Below are 13,478 nucleotides of genomic sequence, written 5' to 3' on the forward strand. Positions count from 1 at the left end.
GCTGGAATCTCAGTGGATCAATGGGTTTTGGTGACTTTGTTCAGGTGACGCGGACGATCCGGGTCCAGGCCGCGCGCTGCGGACAGCTTGGCCGCCATCACGTAGAAGGCCTGGATCGCGACGATCGGATCAAGATCCGGTGTTGCCGCCACAGGCAAGGTCAGGTCGCGCGTTGCCACGTCTTCCGGCGCCGCCAGCAGCACGCGCGCCCCGCGGCCGCGCATCTCCTCCGCCAGTGCCAGCAAGCCGGCCTGGGTCGGGCCGCGCGTTGCGAAAATCAGCAGCGGATAGCCTTCTTCAATCAGCGCCATCGGGCCGTGCTTGATCTCGGCGCCGGAGAAGGCTTCCGCCTGCAGGGCCGAAGTCTCCTTGAATTTCAGCGAGGCTTCCAGCGCAACCGGGAAGCTGATGCCGCGGCCAACCACCATGATGTTGCGGGCCGGCGCCAGCACTTCAATGGCCGCCGTCCAGTCCACGTTGCAGGCTGCGCGCAGCGCTTCGGGCAGGGCCGCCAGGCCCTGCAGCAGTTCAGGATCGTTCTGCCAATGCGCGACCATGCGCGCGCCGGCGACCAGGGAAGTGATGAAGCTCTTGGTCGCAGCCACGCTTTGCTCTTTGCCGGCACGCAGCGGCATTGCCCATTCGGCGCTATGCGCCAGCGGCGAATCGGCATCGTTGACCAGCGCCACGGTGGTGGCGCCGCCGCCGCGGAAGTAGCGGATCGGCTCCACCACGTCCGGGCTCTGGCCGGACTGGGAGACCGACACCACCAGGGTGTCACGCGTAATCAGCGGCGACTTGTGCAGCGTTACCAGCGACATCGGCAGCGAAGCCACCACCCGTCCCAGGCGCGACATGATCAGGTAAGCGATGTAGTTGCAGGCATGGTCCGAGCTGCCGCGGGCCACGGTCAACGCGGAGTTGAACGGAGTGCTCCTCAGTTTGCGGCCCAGTTCCGCGTAGCGGTCGGTGTCGTTCGCCAACTGCTGTTCCACGCAGTCGGCGGCAGACAGGGCTTCTTTAAGCATCATTGAGGTCACAACGTTCTCCTTCGATATAAACGGCTTTCAGTTTCAAGTCCCGGTCCATTACGACCAGGTCGGCATACGCACCGCGTGCCAGGCGGCCGCGGTCCTGCAGGCCGAGGTAATCGGCTGCATGGGTGGAAACTCGTTTGGAGGCGTCGGCCAGGTCCAGGCCCAGCCCGACCAGGTTGCGCAGGGCCTGGTCGAGCGTCAGCGTGGAACCGGCCAGGGTGCCGTCGGGCAGGCGCACACCGCCCATGCATTTATGCACGATGTGGCGGCCCAGCATGTACTCGCCATCCGGCATGCCGGTGGCAGCGGTGGAATCGGTCACGCAGTACAGGCGCGGGATGGCGCGCAGCGCGCCCTTGATTGCGCCCGGGTGCACGTGCAGCAGATCGGGAATCAGTTCGGCAAATTCGGCATGCGCCAATGCGGCGCCGACCATGCCGGGCTCGCGGTGGTGCAGCCCGCTCATCGCGTTGAACAAATGGGTGAAGCCGGTGGCGCCATGGTCCAGTGCTGCCACGCCTTCTTCATAGGAGCCCAGCGTGTGGCCGATCTGCACGCGCACGCCGTGGCCAGCCAGGTCGCGCACCAGTTCCAGGTGGCCGGAAATCTCCGGCGCCACGGTGATCACGCGCATCGGCGCCAGCTTTTCCAGGCGATGCACTTCTTCGATCGTGGCGGCGCGCGCAAAGTTCGGCTGCGCACCCAGCTTGCCGCTATTGATATACGGGCCTTCCAGGTGGGCGCCCAGCACGCGGGCTTCGCCTTTGCCGCGCTGGCGCACCGCCTTGCCGATGGCGGCCAGCGCCACGTCGATATCCTCCGGCGGCGCGGTCATGGTGGTGGCCAGCATCGAGGTGGTGCCGTGGCGCGCGTGGATCGCGGCAATCGCATGCACCGCGTCGCCGCCTTCCATCACATCCTTGCCGGCGCCGCCGTGCACGTGCAGGTCGATGAAGCCGGGCAGGATGTAGTCGTCGCTGTTTGATTTCGGGTCGCTGCCGCTGCCCGCGACGTCCTCGATCCGCTCGCCGAAGGAAATGGTTCCGTTCAGCCAGCCGGACGGTGTCAGGATATTACCTTTGATTGCCTGGTTCATCGACGCGACTCCGCTACAAATTCATAATAGTCACTCCGGCAGTAGGAGTGGGTAAGTTCTACCGCTGCGCCGCTCTCCAGGTAGCTCACGCGCGTGATGTGCAGCATGGCGGTGCCGGGAGCGATATTGGCCAGGCGGGCTTGCTCGGCATTGGCGTTGATGGCGCGGATGTGCTGCAGCGCGCGCATCGGCACATTGCCGCCGGCTTCCAGGTAGCCGTACAGGGAGCCGTGCACCGTGCCCGGGTCGGGCATGTACATGGCTGGAATGGTCGAAGTCTCGATCGCCATCACCACGTCATCGGCCGTGCGCAGGCGCTTCAGGCGTGCCACCGGCATGTTCGGCGACAGGCCGAGCGACAACAGCTCGAGCGGCGCCGCAATGCCGATTTCGCGCTGCAGCCAGCGCGAGCCCGCAGTAAAGCCGCGCTGGCGCAGTTCTTCCGAAAAACTGGTCAGGCGCGACAGCGGCTGTTCCAGCTTGGGCGTGATGTAAGTCCCGGAACCGCGGCGGCGCGTCAGCATGCCGCGCGCGCACAGCATGTCGATCGCCTTGCGCGCAGTCACCCGCGAGATATTGAGTATTTCCGACAGCACGCGCTCGGACGGCAGCGCTTCGTTGGCGCGCCAGTCGCCACTCGCTATGCCATCGGACAGCTTGTTAGCCAACTGCATGTACAGAGGGGTGTCGCTGTCGGCGTCAGGCCGGAAATCGCTCAACTGGGATAGCACGGGCTACTCCTTCAAATGTTGTTGGATCAGGCGCAGGCCACCCGCGGCCGAATCGCCCCTGGGTGGAACAATCCGCTGCAACAGGGCAGGCGGCAGGAAAGCGCGCAGCGGTTCACCGAGCCCGCCGCACAGCGCGATCGGCAAGGTGCCGCTCGGGTCCAGGCCATGCGCGATGAGCGCCACTTGCTGGCCTGCCGCGGACAGGATGCCGTGCGCGGTCGCATCGCTGCCAGCAAACTGCAGGACGACGCGCGCCAGTTGCGCAAAGGCGGTCTGGTTGGCATTGGCCAGCCAGACCTGGATGCGGTCACGGCTGCCGCCGCAAGCATCGGCCACTGCCTGGGAGAAGGCGCTGCCGGGCACGCGGCCATCGGTAACCTGCTGCACATGGTTGATCGCCTTCATGCCGATCCAGGCGCCGCCGGCTTCATCGCCGGATGGGAAGCCCCAGCCGCCCACTTCATGGCGCGAGCCATCGGCATGCAGAATCTCGCCCACGCTGCCGGTGCCCAGCGCGATGATGGCGCCCGGCTGGCCTTCGTGCGCACCAAGCACGGTGGTAAAGGCATCGGTTTCCAGGGCCACGGCGGCATAACCAGGATTGGCGGCCACGAAATTGGCGGCCCATTGTTTGTTGTGCACCCCGGCCAGGCCCAGGCCAATCGCGATGTGCTCGCGCGCCGGTTGCGCCAGGCCGGCCGCTTCGAAGGCGCGCGCAGTGGCTTCCTCAACGGCGGCCCACGCATTCTTAATACCGTGCAGCAGGGCGGATGGACCGGCCTGGCCTTCGCCCAGCAACTGCCCGTTGGCACGCGCCAGGCGTACCCGTGTACCGCTGCCGCCGCCATCGACGCCTATCAGGAATTCGATCATTTTTTCAAGGGTTGAAAAGAACTGTGGCGACTATATGAGGAGCACACCAGCTTGTCAACAGGTATTTAACTGGTATTGTTTAGGTCTGCGGGTAAACGTCGATATGCAAAGACAAGTCGTTGATTTGTATGTGAAATTGCGCTGGCTGGAATGGTATGCACTTTGGTATGGACTGTGGTGCCAAAGTTGCAATAGAGACGAAAAAAAGCCCGGCACGTGGCCGGGCAATAGGGAGAAAAAGCTAATCGCTGCCGGCGCCTCAGGCGTCAGCAGCGATGTCGTCAATCATTCAGCGTGGGCGCCGCGACGGTCGACCGTCACCACACGCTGTTTGTCGGAGATCAGTTGCTGGCCCTGTGCTGCGACCTTGCCTTCCACGTTGACCGTGGCGTTGCCCGGGCCGCGTACATTGACTTCGGCCTGTTTGGCCAGCATGTCGCGCGCATCCAGGCTGCCGGAGCCGGTCACCTGCGCATTCAGGGTGCTGGTCCAGCCGCGCAATTGCACGCCGCCTGGACCGCTCATGGTGACTTTGACGTCCTTGCATTCCGGTTCGGCATGCAGCTCGCCCGAGCCGCGTACGTCGGCATCCAGCGAATCGCTTACCTTGCTCAGGTAGATATTGCCGGGCCCTTTGCTGCGGGCGATGGCCTTGGCCACCTTGAGCTGCTTGGCGTCCAGGTCGCCGGAGCCGCTGACATCGGCGCTCAGGGTTTCGCTGCTGCCGGACAGGTTCATGCCGCCGGGACCGCTCAGGCTGACGCGGGTATTCTGGGTTTGCAGTCCGCGCGCTTCCAGGTCGCCGGAACCATGCACTTCGGCGTCGAACTTCTTGATCTGGCCGTTCAGGCAGGCGCCGCCCGGTCCATTCAGCATGGCGCTGACGTTTTCCACCTGCAGGCTGCAGGCTTCCAGGTCGCCCGAGCCGGAAATCTCGACGCGGATATCGCGGCTGCTGCCACGCAATTCCACCGAGCCGGGACCGCTCAGCACGGCATTCACCTTGTTGGCACGCACATCGCCCGCCTCCAGGTCGCCCGAGCCGGACAAGACCGCGTTCAGGTCGCCGGTAATGGCCGGTGCGCTGACGTCGCCAGGACCGGTCATCACCAGGTTGAAGTTGGCGGTACGCATGCGGTGCAGGTGCATGTCGCCGCTGCCGCTGGCTTTGACGGTCAATTCGGTGGCGCTGCCGGAGGCACTGAAGTCGCCCGGTCCGGTGGAGATCAGTTTCAAGTCGCTGCCCTCCACGCGTTCCAGTTCCACGTCGCCGCTGCCGCTGTTGCTCAGGGCTTTCAGGCCGCTGGTGCTGATTTTTACGATCACAGGCTCGCGCTGCTTGCCAAAGCTGAACACCCAGTGGTTGCGGCGCAGCGGCCGCACGTGCAGGGTATCGCCCTGGACCACGGTTTCAAGCTGCTCAACCTGGCGTTTCGGGCCGCTGACTTCCACCGCCGGCGCGCCCTGGGCGTTGATCAGCACCTTATAAGGGCCGTCAACTTCTATGCGCGAGAACGCCGCCACCGGCCGGTTTTCCCTGGTCGGGGTGTAATCAGCCTTCTTTTCGCTGTCCGGAGGGCTCGCATGCAGGGCCGTGACGCCCAGCGCGATCAGGGAAACAGCGGCGCCGTAGGTGATCAGCTTATTCATTTTGATTGTCACTGTTCAGGATTGGTGATGCTGCAACGATATGCGAATTGGCCTTGCCGCCGCGGCGGAAAAAGACAGACGCGCAAAAACGAGGCGCCAACTGCATTTTTCCGCTACTGAAATGCACACGGTACCGGCCAAAAAGTTGTGATTTCGCCTTGAAATGTCATAATGCTCGTCAGGAGAGACACTTATGATCAAGTACTTAGGGACCAAAAAGACCGACCAGGGTGGAACGGTATACGTGTTCCTGATCAATGGTTTGCAGAAGGAAGTCCGCGAAGGTTCCCTGAAGCAATACCCTGGCTGCTACGAAGCGTTGCCTCCCGCGGCCAAGGCCAAGATCAGTGCCAACCGCGCCTGGATGCAGAAGCTCTGAATGATGCGGCGCTTCCTTACGGCGGCGGGCCTGCTGGCTGCCAGTCTCGCGGCGCAGGCAGCGCCGCCTTCCCACTTCGGCGACGTGCTCGGCAACGGCTTGCTGTGCCGCGACCAGACCTCCAACCGTTACTTTTTCGACTACCTCAGCCAGTACTTCGGGCGCCCCTACAAGCGCGAGGGCGGGGCCTACTGGTTCCGAACCAATGACGCGATCCTGTGGGGCTTTCCCGTGCTGGAGGTGATCATCAGCGACGAGAGCTTCCCCTACAGCTTTGTCGGCGCCGTGACCGATACTACGCCGGAGGAGCTGGAAAAGGCCATCCTTCGCCAGGATGGCCAAGCCTATGCGAAAATCGACACCTCGCGCTATCCGGTGCGGGAGTCCAAGCCAGGCAGCCGCATCGTCTATTTCAACACGCGCTCCAAGATATACTGCGCCAAATTCAAGCAACTGCCGCCCGCGCTGCGCTAAGCGCCGACCATGTACACGCAATACTTCAACCTCAAACAGCAGCCGTTTTCGATTGCCCCCGACCCGCGATACCTGTTCATGAGCGAACGGCACCGCGAAGCATTGGCGCACCTCCTGTATGGCGTGGGCAGCGGCGGCGGCTTCGTGCTGCTGACCGGCGAAATCGGTGCCGGCAAGACCACCGTCTGCCGCTGCTTCATGGAGCAGATTCCGGCCGATTGCCGCCTGGCCTATATCTTCAATCCCAAGCTGACGGTGGAAGAACTGCTGCAGTCGGTATGCGATGAATTCGGCGTGGCGCCGGAGGGGGCCAGCGTCAAATCGTATGTGGATGCGGTCAACAGCTACCTGCTGGAATCCCACGCGGCCGGCCATAATAATGTGCTGGTCATCGACGAGGCGCAGAACCTGTCAGCCGATGTGCTGGAACAGCTGCGCCTCCTGACCAACCTGGAAACCAGCGAGCGCAAGCTGCTGCAGATCATCCTGATCGGCCAGCCGGAACTGCGCCAGATGCTGGCGCGGCCTGAACTCGAACAGCTGGCGCAGCGCGTGATTGCGCGCTACCACCTGGGGCCATTGTCCGAAGCGGAAGTCGGCAGCTACATCCAGCACCGGCTGGCGGTGGCTGGCGCTGGCGCGGTGGAACTGTTCCCGCGCGGGCTGCTGCGCCGCATCCACCAATTGAGCAAAGGCGTACCGCGCAGGATCAACCTGTTGTGCGACCGCGCGCTGCTTGGCACTTACGTTGAAAATCGCGCGCAAGTGAATGCCACCATCCTGCGCCGCGCGGCGCAGGAAGTGTTTGCGGGCGAGAGCGCGCCCATCAAGTCGCGCGCATGGCGCGTGGCTGCCGCCGGCGTATTGACCGGCGCCGCGCTGACGGCCGCCGCCGCGTGGCAGATGATGCCAGCCGTGCGGACGCCAGCCGCCAGCGGGCTTGCCGCCGCGCCGCCCGCGGCTGCCCGTAGCGCGCAAGCGACCGGGCGGATTTCGCAAGCTGCTGCCGCGCCTGCAGCGAGTGCGGCTGCTGCGCCCCAAACCATGGCCAGCGCAGCGCCGCAAGCAGCCGCCGCGCCGGCCATGCCCACAGCCGCGCAAGCCGCTGCGCCGGCCTGGCTGACGATGGATGCCGCCTTGATCCAGCTGGCTGAAAAGTGGGAGGTGGCGTTGCCCGAAGGAGAGGGCTGTGCCGAAGCGGCCAAGCGCAACCTGCGCTGCATGCAAACCAAGGGCGGCCTGGAGGAAATCCGCAAGCTTGACCGTCCCGTCATCATCAAGCTGCGCGACGGCCAGGCGGTGCCGCGCAACGTCCTGCTGACTGCCCTCGACGACAAGAGCGCCACGCTGGTGGGCACACGCGGCAGCGAAAAGGTCCCGCTCGACGCATTGGATGCCCGTTTCGACGGTTCCTTCACCACGTTCTGGCGTGTGCCGCGCTCCTGGCGCGAGGAAGTCAGCGAAGGTGACAAGGGGCCGGACGTCGACTGGCTGGCGCGTCGCCTGGCGCAGGTGAACGGGGTCAAGAAACCGCGAGAAAACCAGCCACTATCCGGTGAAACTTTGCGATACTTGCGCGAGTTCCAGCTTGCCCAAGGCTTGAAGGCCGACGGCGTGGCGGGACCAAGAACTTTCATCCGCCTGTCGCAGCCGGGCAGGGAGACCGAGCCGCACCTGTTGGCCGAGGCGGGTAAATAATATGTCCTACATTCTCGAAGCACTGAAAAAGGCGCAGGCCGAACGCCAGATCGGCAGCACCCCGACCATCCATGCACCCGCGCTGGCCAGCGTATCGGCAGGGCAGGGCGCGCGCAGCAGGCGCGTGCCAGTGATCGCAGCAATGGCACTGATGGCCGCCGCCATCGCCGGCCTCGCCATCATGCTGGTGCGCCAGCAGCCGGCAGCCAACCAGCCGCCAGCCGCCGTCGCAGCTGCCCCCGCGGCAACTGCCGCAGCCATCGTCGCCCCTGCGCAGCCACCAGTTTCAGCGCCCGCCGCCCCTGTCGCTGCCGCGCCCCCACCCATTGACACTGGCATTGCACAACAGGCCGCGACCCCGGCCGTCCAGCAAGCAGCCAGCCAGCGCGTCGCCGACACCCGCGCCGCGCCGCACGCCGCTGCGCCAGCCGCCACCAAGCAAGCTGGAAGCGCGCCGCGCGGGGCAAGCGTAGCTGCTGCGCCGGCTCCCGCAACAGCCCCTGCGCCAGCCCGCGCAACGGCCCCGGCACCGGCCCCGCTAGAAGAACAAGTGCAATCCCTGCGCGAGCTCCCCGAGCCAATCCAGCGCGCCATCCCGCAAATCACCCTTGGTGGCTACATGTATTCGAAGAACCCCGCCGATCGCCTGCTGCTGATCGACAAAGTCCTGCGCCGGGAAGGCGAAGAAGTCGCCCCCGGCCTGATCCTGGATAAACTCCAGCCCAAGCAGGCAGTCTTCAGCTTCCGCGGCTACCGCTACCGGGTGCCGTTATGAGCGGCAAGCAGAACGTCGTTGGCGTTACCGGCCCCTCGGGCAGCGGTAAAACCACCCTGATCGAATACCTGGTCACCGAGCTGGCCGCACGCGGCTGGAAAGTCAACGTCATCAAGCACAGCCACCACGACTTCGAGCTCGAGCCGCCAGGGAAAGACAGCGCCCGCTTCCGCCACGCCGGCGCGGCCGAAGTGATGATCGCCTCGCCATATCGTTTCGCCATCATCCACGAACTGCGCGGGGCCGACGAACCGGGAGCCGACGAACAGTTGGCGCGCCTGCAACCCGCCGACCTGACCCTGGTCGAAGGCTTCCATGCATGGCAAATCGACAAGCTTGAAGTCTATCGCCCCCTCGCCGGCCAGCCGCCGCGTTACCTGGACGATCACACCATTGTCGCCGTCGCTTCCGACCAGCCCGCCCCGGAAGGCCTGCCACCGCGCCTGCAATGGCTCGACCTGAATCGTCCAGACAGCGTGCTGGCCTGGCTGATTAAAAAAATCCCGCGCCAAGCCTAAAGTTTGCCCAAAGCTGTCCGTAAATTAGGATAGGTATATCTGGGAGACATAAATGGATGCAATGAGCATTGCAAGGCTGGCAACGACAATGGCCGATACGAGCAATCGTACCGAGATCGGTTACGCCGTATTGAAAAAAGCACAAGACGTGCAAGCCTCCAGCGCCCAAGCCTTGATCGAAGCGATCCCGCCAGCGCCGGCAGCGGCCAGCCTGCCATCCCATCTCGGCCAGAACATCAATACCACCGCCTGATCGCGCAAGACGCGCAGGCCACAGGAAACCCGCCGCACCGTCACCGGTGCCAGCGGGTTTTTTTTATGGTCTAATCCCACACCTGCAAACCTACCGAGGAGACCCTGCATGAAAAACCGTCAAGCCCTGATCGCCGCCGCCCTGGCCACTGCCTGCGCCACCGCCACCACCGTCGCCACCGCAGCCCAGGAAAAGCCAGCGGAACAGGAAAAGTGCTACGGCATCGCCAAGGCCGGCCAGAATGACTGCGCTACCGGCACCCACGGCTGCTCCAACCAGGCCAAGACCGACAATTTGGCAGGCGAATGGAAACTGGTCGCCAAAGGCACTTGCGAAAAAGCCGGCGGCAAGACCAGCGCACCTGCCAAATAAACCATGACGCCACATGCCGCGGCCCATGGGGTTGGCATTGGATTGCGGGCACCGCATTACCGCCAATTCCTTGAGCAGCGGCCGCGCGCCGCCTGGCTCGAAGTCCACACGGAGAACTACCTCGACCAGGCCGGCGGCGACTTCCACGTATTGCAGGAGTTGAGGCGCGACTACGCGCTCAGCCTGCACGGCGTTGGCCTTGGCCTTGGTTCCGCACGCGGCTTCAGCACCGGCCACCTCACACGCATCGCCAGCCTGGCCCAGCGCATACAGCCCGCGCTCATCTCCGAGCACCTGTGCTGGGGCGCCGTCTTCGACCGCCACCTGAACGACCTGCTGCCGCTGGCGCTGAACCACGCCGCGCTCGACTTGCTGGAAGAGCGGGTAGGGCGCATGCAGGACGCGCTTGGCCGCACCATCCTGCTCGAAAACGTCTCCAGCTTCGTGCGCTTCGCCGACGACGCCATGAGCGAAGCCGAATTCCTCGCCGCCCTGGCAGGCCGCACCGGCTGCGGCCTGCTGCTCGACGTGAACAACCTCTACGTCAACCAGTGCAACCACGAAGAGGACGCCATGGCAGCGCTGGCGGCAATCACCCCCGGCACGGTCGGAGAAATCCACCTCGCCGGCCACCTCGTCACCCCCGATGCCGTAGTCGACCACCACGGCGCAGCCGTCGCCGATCCCGTCTGGCGCCTGTACGAAGCAGCGCTGGCCCGCTTCGGCGCCGTCCCCACGCTGGTCGAATGGGACACCGACATCCCGTCCCTGGAAGTCCTGCTCGGCGAAGCCGCCAAAGCCGCCACCATCGCCACCGGCTTCCCCCCAGCAAATGTCCACCCCGGGGTCAGGAACGAAAGTGGACATTTTCCCCGCGGCAGCGAAGACGCGCTGGCCGCGCAACAGCAGTCATTTGCCGAGGCCTTGTTCGCCCCCGCCGCCGAGGCAGCCCTTCAGCTCAGGCACGCGGAACGATTCGCCCTATACCGGGGCAACCTGACGTCGACCTGGACCAAGGCCCTGGTCGCCGCCTACCCCGTCATCGCCCAACTGGTCGGCGAGGAATTCTTCACCGGCCTGTCGCGCGAATACGGCCGCGCCCACCCCTCTGACAGCGGCGACCTGAACCGATTCGGCGCCCACCTGGAATCCTTCCTGCGCAGCTTCGAGCACGCCAAAGACCTGCCCTACCTGCCCGACATGGCCCGCCTGGAATGGCAACTGCACCGCATCCACTACGCGCGGCACGAGCTGGCGCTGCAAGCGCAGGACATCAATCCGCACACCGTGGAAGAGCAAAGTTTCCCCTGGCAGCCCACAGCCCGGCTCTTCGAGTCGGCATGGGCCGTCGTGCCCCTCTGGCTCGCTCACCAGGGCATGGAATTCCCGCAAAAGATGGATGAGCCAAGCCGCGCACTGCTCAGCCGCCCCGCCTGGACAGCCCAGGTCGCGCCGCAGCAAGCAGCGCAATTCGCGGCGCTGCAGGAACTAAAAGAAGGGAAAACATTCGGCGCCGCACTAGACGCCGCTTTTGCGCTGGATGAAAACTTCGATCTGGCCGCCAGCCTGCAGCAATGGCTGCAGCAGCAAATCCTAGTCAAACGCCCGCATTAACTTGTCCTCGCCGGACAAGTCCTGGTGCAGCAGGTTAGCGCGGTGGGTCGTTTCGATCATGCGCAAGAGCTGCGCATCCTCGCACCGTTCCAGCTCTTCATTCGCAGCGAGCAAAGCCTGGGCGAGCTTGGCGCGTGCTGACTGGTACAGCACGCTGGTGTAGTGATCGGTGTTTTTCAGCAGCTCCTCGGCATTCTCGATGACCTGCCGCAGGTCGCCGATCAATTGTTCCTGGGACTGCACATGCTTCTCGTCGGGACCATTCATGGAGCTACCCCTCCGCGCGGATCAATCAGGCCGCACTGCCCTCGGCATGAACCTCGATCTGCACGTCGCCCAGGCGAACCTTCTGGCCCGCCCGGATCTTCGCCGTCTTTCGCAACTCCTGTTTGCCGTCGACCTTGACATCGCCGCTAGCCACAATCTGCTTGCCGGCGCCGCCGCTGTCGCACAGGCCAACCACTTTCAGGAGCTGGTTCAGCTCGATGTACTCGCCTGTCAATTCGAAATCTACTTTCTGCATTTTAATCCTCTTTCTGTTGGGTTGGCGCGGAGGTGTTGTATTCCCACCTGGCATTAACCCTTGCCGCCTGGCTTGGTCATCTCCAGTGGAACAATCCACGCATTGAACTGGCTTTCGTTCACAAAACCCAGGGCTAATGCCGCTTCTTTCAAGGTGGTGCCCTCATGCTGCGCCTGCTTCGCAATTTGTGCGGCGCGATCATAACCGATATGCGGGGCCAGCGCGGTCACCAGCATCAGGGAGCGCGCCATCAGCTCTTCAATGCGGCCCAGGTTCGGTTCGATGCCGTGGGCGCAATGCTCATCGAAGCTGCGCATGCCGTCGGCCAGCAGGCGGGCGCTTTGCAGGAAGTTGTGCGCAATCAGCGGCTTGAAGACATTCAGCTCGAAGTTGCCGGACGAGCCGCCGACTGTAATTGCCACGTCGTTGCCGAACACCTGGCAGCACAGCATGGTCAACGCTTCGCTCTGGGTCGGGTTGACCTTGCCCGGCATGATCGAGCTGCCCGGTTCATTTTCCGGGATGCTGATTTCGCCCAGGCCTGAGCGCGGACCGGAGGCCATCCAGCGCACGTCGTTGGCCAGCTTCATCAAGGCGGTAGCCAGGGTTTTCAGTGCGCCATGGGCGGATACCAGGGCCTCATGCCCGGCCAGCGCGGCGAACTTGTTATCGGCGGTGCGGAAGGGGAGCTTCAGGCGGCTTGCCAGTTCGGCGGCAATGCGGGTTGCATATTCAGGATGCGAATTCAGGCCGGTGCCGACCGCAGTCCCGCCGGCGGCCAGTTCCAGCACGGCGGACAGGGTGGCTTCGATCGCTTTTTCGGCATAGTCCAGTTGCGCGACGTAGCCGGAAAACTCCTGGCCCAGGGTCAGCGGCGTTGCATCCTGCAGGTGGGTGCGGCCGATCTTGACGATGCCCTCGAACGCCTGCGCCTTCGCCTGCAGCGTGGTGCGCAGCTGGCGCAGGGCCGGCAGTACGTTGTTCGCCACAGCCTGCGCGGCCGCCACGTGCATGGCAGTGGGGAAGATGTCGTTCGATGATTGGCCCTTGTTGACGTCATCGTTCGGGTGCAGCTTGCGCCCTTCGCCGCGCTCGCCGCCCAGCAGCTCGGAAGCACGATTGGCCAGCACCTCATTCATATTCATGTTCGACTGGGTGCCGGAACCGGTCTGCCAGACCGCCAGCGGGAACTCACCCGCATGTTTGCCCTCCAGGACTTCATCGGCTGCCTGCATGATGGCATTGGCTTTGCTGCCATCGAGCACGCCAAGATCGACGTTCACCTTGGCTGCGGCGCGCTTCACGCTGGCGAGAGCGGCGATCAGTTCGACCGGCATGCGCTCGCTGGAAATGCGGAAATGCTCGAGCGAGCGCTGGGTCTGGGCGCCCCACAACTGGCTGGCTGGAACTTCAATCGGACCAAAGCTGTCGCGCTCGGTTCTGCTGTTCATGTAAAGCTCCCTCGTTTGAAAGTGATGTCTGAAT

The 13,478-nt window shown here is 64.1% G+C and carries 16 protein-coding genes; 8 read left to right on the forward strand and 8 right to left on the reverse strand.

All coding sequences use genetic code 11. The annotated features are described in order from the left end of the window. Positions 1 to 17: 17 nt before the first annotated feature. From ASD07_RS25245 to ASD07_RS25265, 5 genes are all read right to left on the reverse strand, one after another. Positions 18 to 1,031, reverse strand: a complete 1,014-nt coding sequence (locus ASD07_RS25245) for an SIS domain-containing protein (protein ID WP_055936910.1) — start codon at positions 1,029 to 1,031, stop codon at positions 18 to 20. Beyond that, positions 1,021 to 2,133 carry an N-acetylglucosamine-6-phosphate deacetylase gene (nagA, locus tag ASD07_RS25250; RefSeq protein ID WP_055936913.1) on the reverse strand — a complete coding sequence of 371 codons (1,113 nt, stop codon included), beginning with the start codon at positions 2,131 to 2,133 and terminating at the stop codon, positions 1,021 to 1,023. The genes ASD07_RS25245 and nagA overlap by 11 nt, the downstream gene beginning before the upstream one ends. After that, positions 2,130 to 2,807, reverse strand: coding sequence for a GntR family transcriptional regulator (locus tag ASD07_RS25255; RefSeq protein WP_055937541.1), 678 nt, complete (start codon positions 2,805 to 2,807; stop codon positions 2,130 to 2,132). The genes nagA and ASD07_RS25255 overlap by 4 nt, the downstream gene beginning before the upstream one ends. Positions 2,808 to 2,867: 60 nt before the next feature. Next, positions 2,868 to 3,737 (reverse strand): BadF/BadG/BcrA/BcrD ATPase family protein, encoded by an 870-nt coding sequence (locus tag ASD07_RS25260; RefSeq protein ID WP_055936915.1) that lies wholly within the window; start codon positions 3,735 to 3,737, stop codon positions 2,868 to 2,870. A 285-nt stretch (positions 3,738 to 4,022) separates the two neighbouring features. After that, positions 4,023 to 5,387, reverse strand: coding sequence for a GIN domain-containing protein (locus ASD07_RS25265; protein ID WP_055936918.1), 1,365 nt, complete (start codon positions 5,385 to 5,387; stop codon positions 4,023 to 4,025). A gap of 193 nt (positions 5,388 to 5,580) precedes the next feature. On the opposite strand from ASD07_RS25265, the gene ASD07_RS25270 reads away from it, so the two are divergent. The 8 genes from ASD07_RS25270 (at position 5,581) to ASD07_RS25305 (ending at position 11,470) form a co-directional block, all read left to right on the forward strand. Then, positions 5,581 to 5,766: a hypothetical protein gene (locus ASD07_RS25270; protein ID WP_055936922.1), complete on the forward strand. Its 186-nt coding sequence runs from the start codon at positions 5,581 to 5,583 to the stop codon at positions 5,764 to 5,766. Beyond that, positions 5,767 to 6,240: a hypothetical protein gene (locus ASD07_RS25275; protein ID WP_055936924.1), complete on the forward strand. Its 474-nt coding sequence runs from the start codon at positions 5,767 to 5,769 to the stop codon at positions 6,238 to 6,240. It abuts the gene before it with no gap. 9 nt (positions 6,241 to 6,249) lie between these two features. Further along, a complete protein-coding gene (locus ASD07_RS25280; protein ID WP_055936927.1) occupies positions 6,250 to 7,938 on the forward strand; it encodes an ExeA family protein in 1,689 nt (562 codons plus the stop codon). 1 nt (position 7,939) lies between these two features. Further along, on the forward strand, positions 7,940 to 8,713 hold the full coding sequence (locus tag ASD07_RS25285) for a general secretion pathway protein GspB (RefSeq protein WP_055936930.1): 774 nt from the start codon (positions 7,940 to 7,942) through the stop codon (positions 8,711 to 8,713). Next, positions 8,710 to 9,231 carry a molybdopterin-guanine dinucleotide biosynthesis protein B gene (mobB, locus tag ASD07_RS25290; protein WP_055936933.1) on the forward strand — a complete coding sequence of 174 codons (522 nt, stop codon included), beginning with the start codon at positions 8,710 to 8,712 and terminating at the stop codon, positions 9,229 to 9,231. The genes ASD07_RS25285 and mobB overlap by 4 nt, the downstream gene beginning before the upstream one ends. Positions 9,232 to 9,283: 52 nt before the next feature. Next, a complete protein-coding gene (locus ASD07_RS25295) occupies positions 9,284 to 9,484 on the forward strand; it encodes a YjfB family protein (protein WP_055936936.1) in 201 nt (66 codons plus the stop codon). A 108-nt stretch (positions 9,485 to 9,592) separates the two neighbouring features. Next, complete coding sequence (locus ASD07_RS25300; RefSeq protein WP_055936938.1) at positions 9,593 to 9,856, forward strand: DUF2282 domain-containing protein; 264 nt, start codon at positions 9,593 to 9,595, stop codon at positions 9,854 to 9,856. Between the two features lie 3 nt (positions 9,857 to 9,859). Continuing rightward, positions 9,860 to 11,470: a DUF692 family multinuclear iron-containing protein gene (locus ASD07_RS25305; protein WP_055936941.1), complete on the forward strand. Its 1,611-nt coding sequence runs from the start codon at positions 9,860 to 9,862 to the stop codon at positions 11,468 to 11,470. Here the strand turns inward: ASD07_RS25305 and ASD07_RS25310 are convergent. The 3 genes from ASD07_RS25310 to fumC are packed head-to-tail and all read right to left on the reverse strand — an operon-like array spanning position 11,450 to position 13,444. Beyond that, a complete protein-coding gene (locus ASD07_RS25310) occupies positions 11,450 to 11,737 on the reverse strand; it encodes a DUF883 family protein (RefSeq protein ID WP_055936944.1) in 288 nt (95 codons plus the stop codon). The genes ASD07_RS25305 and ASD07_RS25310 overlap by 21 nt on opposite strands. A 25-nt stretch (positions 11,738 to 11,762) precedes the next feature. After that, positions 11,763 to 11,993, reverse strand: coding sequence for an RNA-binding S4 domain-containing protein (locus ASD07_RS25315; protein ID WP_055936947.1), 231 nt, complete (start codon positions 11,991 to 11,993; stop codon positions 11,763 to 11,765). 53 nt (positions 11,994 to 12,046) lie between these two features. Beyond that, positions 12,047 to 13,444: a class II fumarate hydratase gene (fumC, locus tag ASD07_RS25320; RefSeq protein ID WP_055936950.1), complete on the reverse strand. Its 1,398-nt coding sequence runs from the start codon at positions 13,442 to 13,444 to the stop codon at positions 12,047 to 12,049. Between the last annotated feature and the right edge of the window lie 34 nt (positions 13,445 to 13,478).

Origin of the sequence: Duganella sp. Root336D2, assembly GCF_001425005.1 — a bacterium.
GTDB lineage: Bacteria > Pseudomonadota > Gammaproteobacteria > Burkholderiales > Burkholderiaceae_D > Rugamonas.

Coding starts and splice junctions, on each gene's coding strand:
- ASD07_RS25285 (WP_055936930.1), top strand. CDS start 7,940: ATGTCCTACATTCTCGAAGCACTGAAAAAGGCGCAGGCCGAACGCCAG.
- ASD07_RS25295 (WP_055936936.1), top strand. CDS start 9,284: ATGGATGCAATGAGCATTGCAAGGCTGGCAACGACAATGGCCGATACG.
- mobB (WP_055936933.1), top strand. CDS start 8,710: ATGAGCGGCAAGCAGAACGTCGTTGGCGTTACCGGCCCCTCGGGCAGC.
- ASD07_RS25300 (WP_055936938.1), top strand. CDS start 9,593: ATGAAAAACCGTCAAGCCCTGATCGCCGCCGCCCTGGCCACTGCCTGC.
- ASD07_RS25315 (WP_055936947.1), bottom strand. CDS start 11,993: ATGCAGAAAGTAGATTTCGAATTGACAGGCGAGTACATCGAGCTGAAC.
- ASD07_RS25280 (WP_055936927.1), top strand. CDS start 6,250: ATGTACACGCAATACTTCAACCTCAAACAGCAGCCGTTTTCGATTGCC.
- ASD07_RS25275 (WP_055936924.1), top strand. CDS start 5,767: ATGATGCGGCGCTTCCTTACGGCGGCGGGCCTGCTGGCTGCCAGTCTC.
- ASD07_RS25310 (WP_055936944.1), bottom strand. CDS start 11,737: ATGAATGGTCCCGACGAGAAGCATGTGCAGTCCCAGGAACAATTGATC.
- ASD07_RS25305 (WP_055936941.1), top strand. CDS start 9,860: ATGACGCCACATGCCGCGGCCCATGGGGTTGGCATTGGATTGCGGGCA.
- ASD07_RS25260 (WP_055936915.1), bottom strand. CDS start 3,737: ATGATCGAATTCCTGATAGGCGTCGATGGCGGCGGCAGCGGTACACGG.
- ASD07_RS25255 (WP_055937541.1), bottom strand. CDS start 2,807: ATGCAGTTGGCTAACAAGCTGTCCGATGGCATAGCGAGTGGCGACTGG.
- nagA (WP_055936913.1), bottom strand. CDS start 2,133: ATGAACCAGGCAATCAAAGGTAATATCCTGACACCGTCCGGCTGGCTG.
- ASD07_RS25245 (WP_055936910.1), bottom strand. CDS start 1,031: ATGATGCTTAAAGAAGCCCTGTCTGCCGCCGACTGCGTGGAACAGCAG.
- ASD07_RS25265 (WP_055936918.1), bottom strand. CDS start 5,387: ATGAATAAGCTGATCACCTACGGCGCCGCTGTTTCCCTGATCGCGCTG.
- ASD07_RS25270 (WP_055936922.1), top strand. CDS start 5,581: ATGATCAAGTACTTAGGGACCAAAAAGACCGACCAGGGTGGAACGGTA.
- fumC (WP_055936950.1), bottom strand. CDS start 13,444: ATGAACAGCAGAACCGAGCGCGACAGCTTTGGTCCGATTGAAGTTCCA.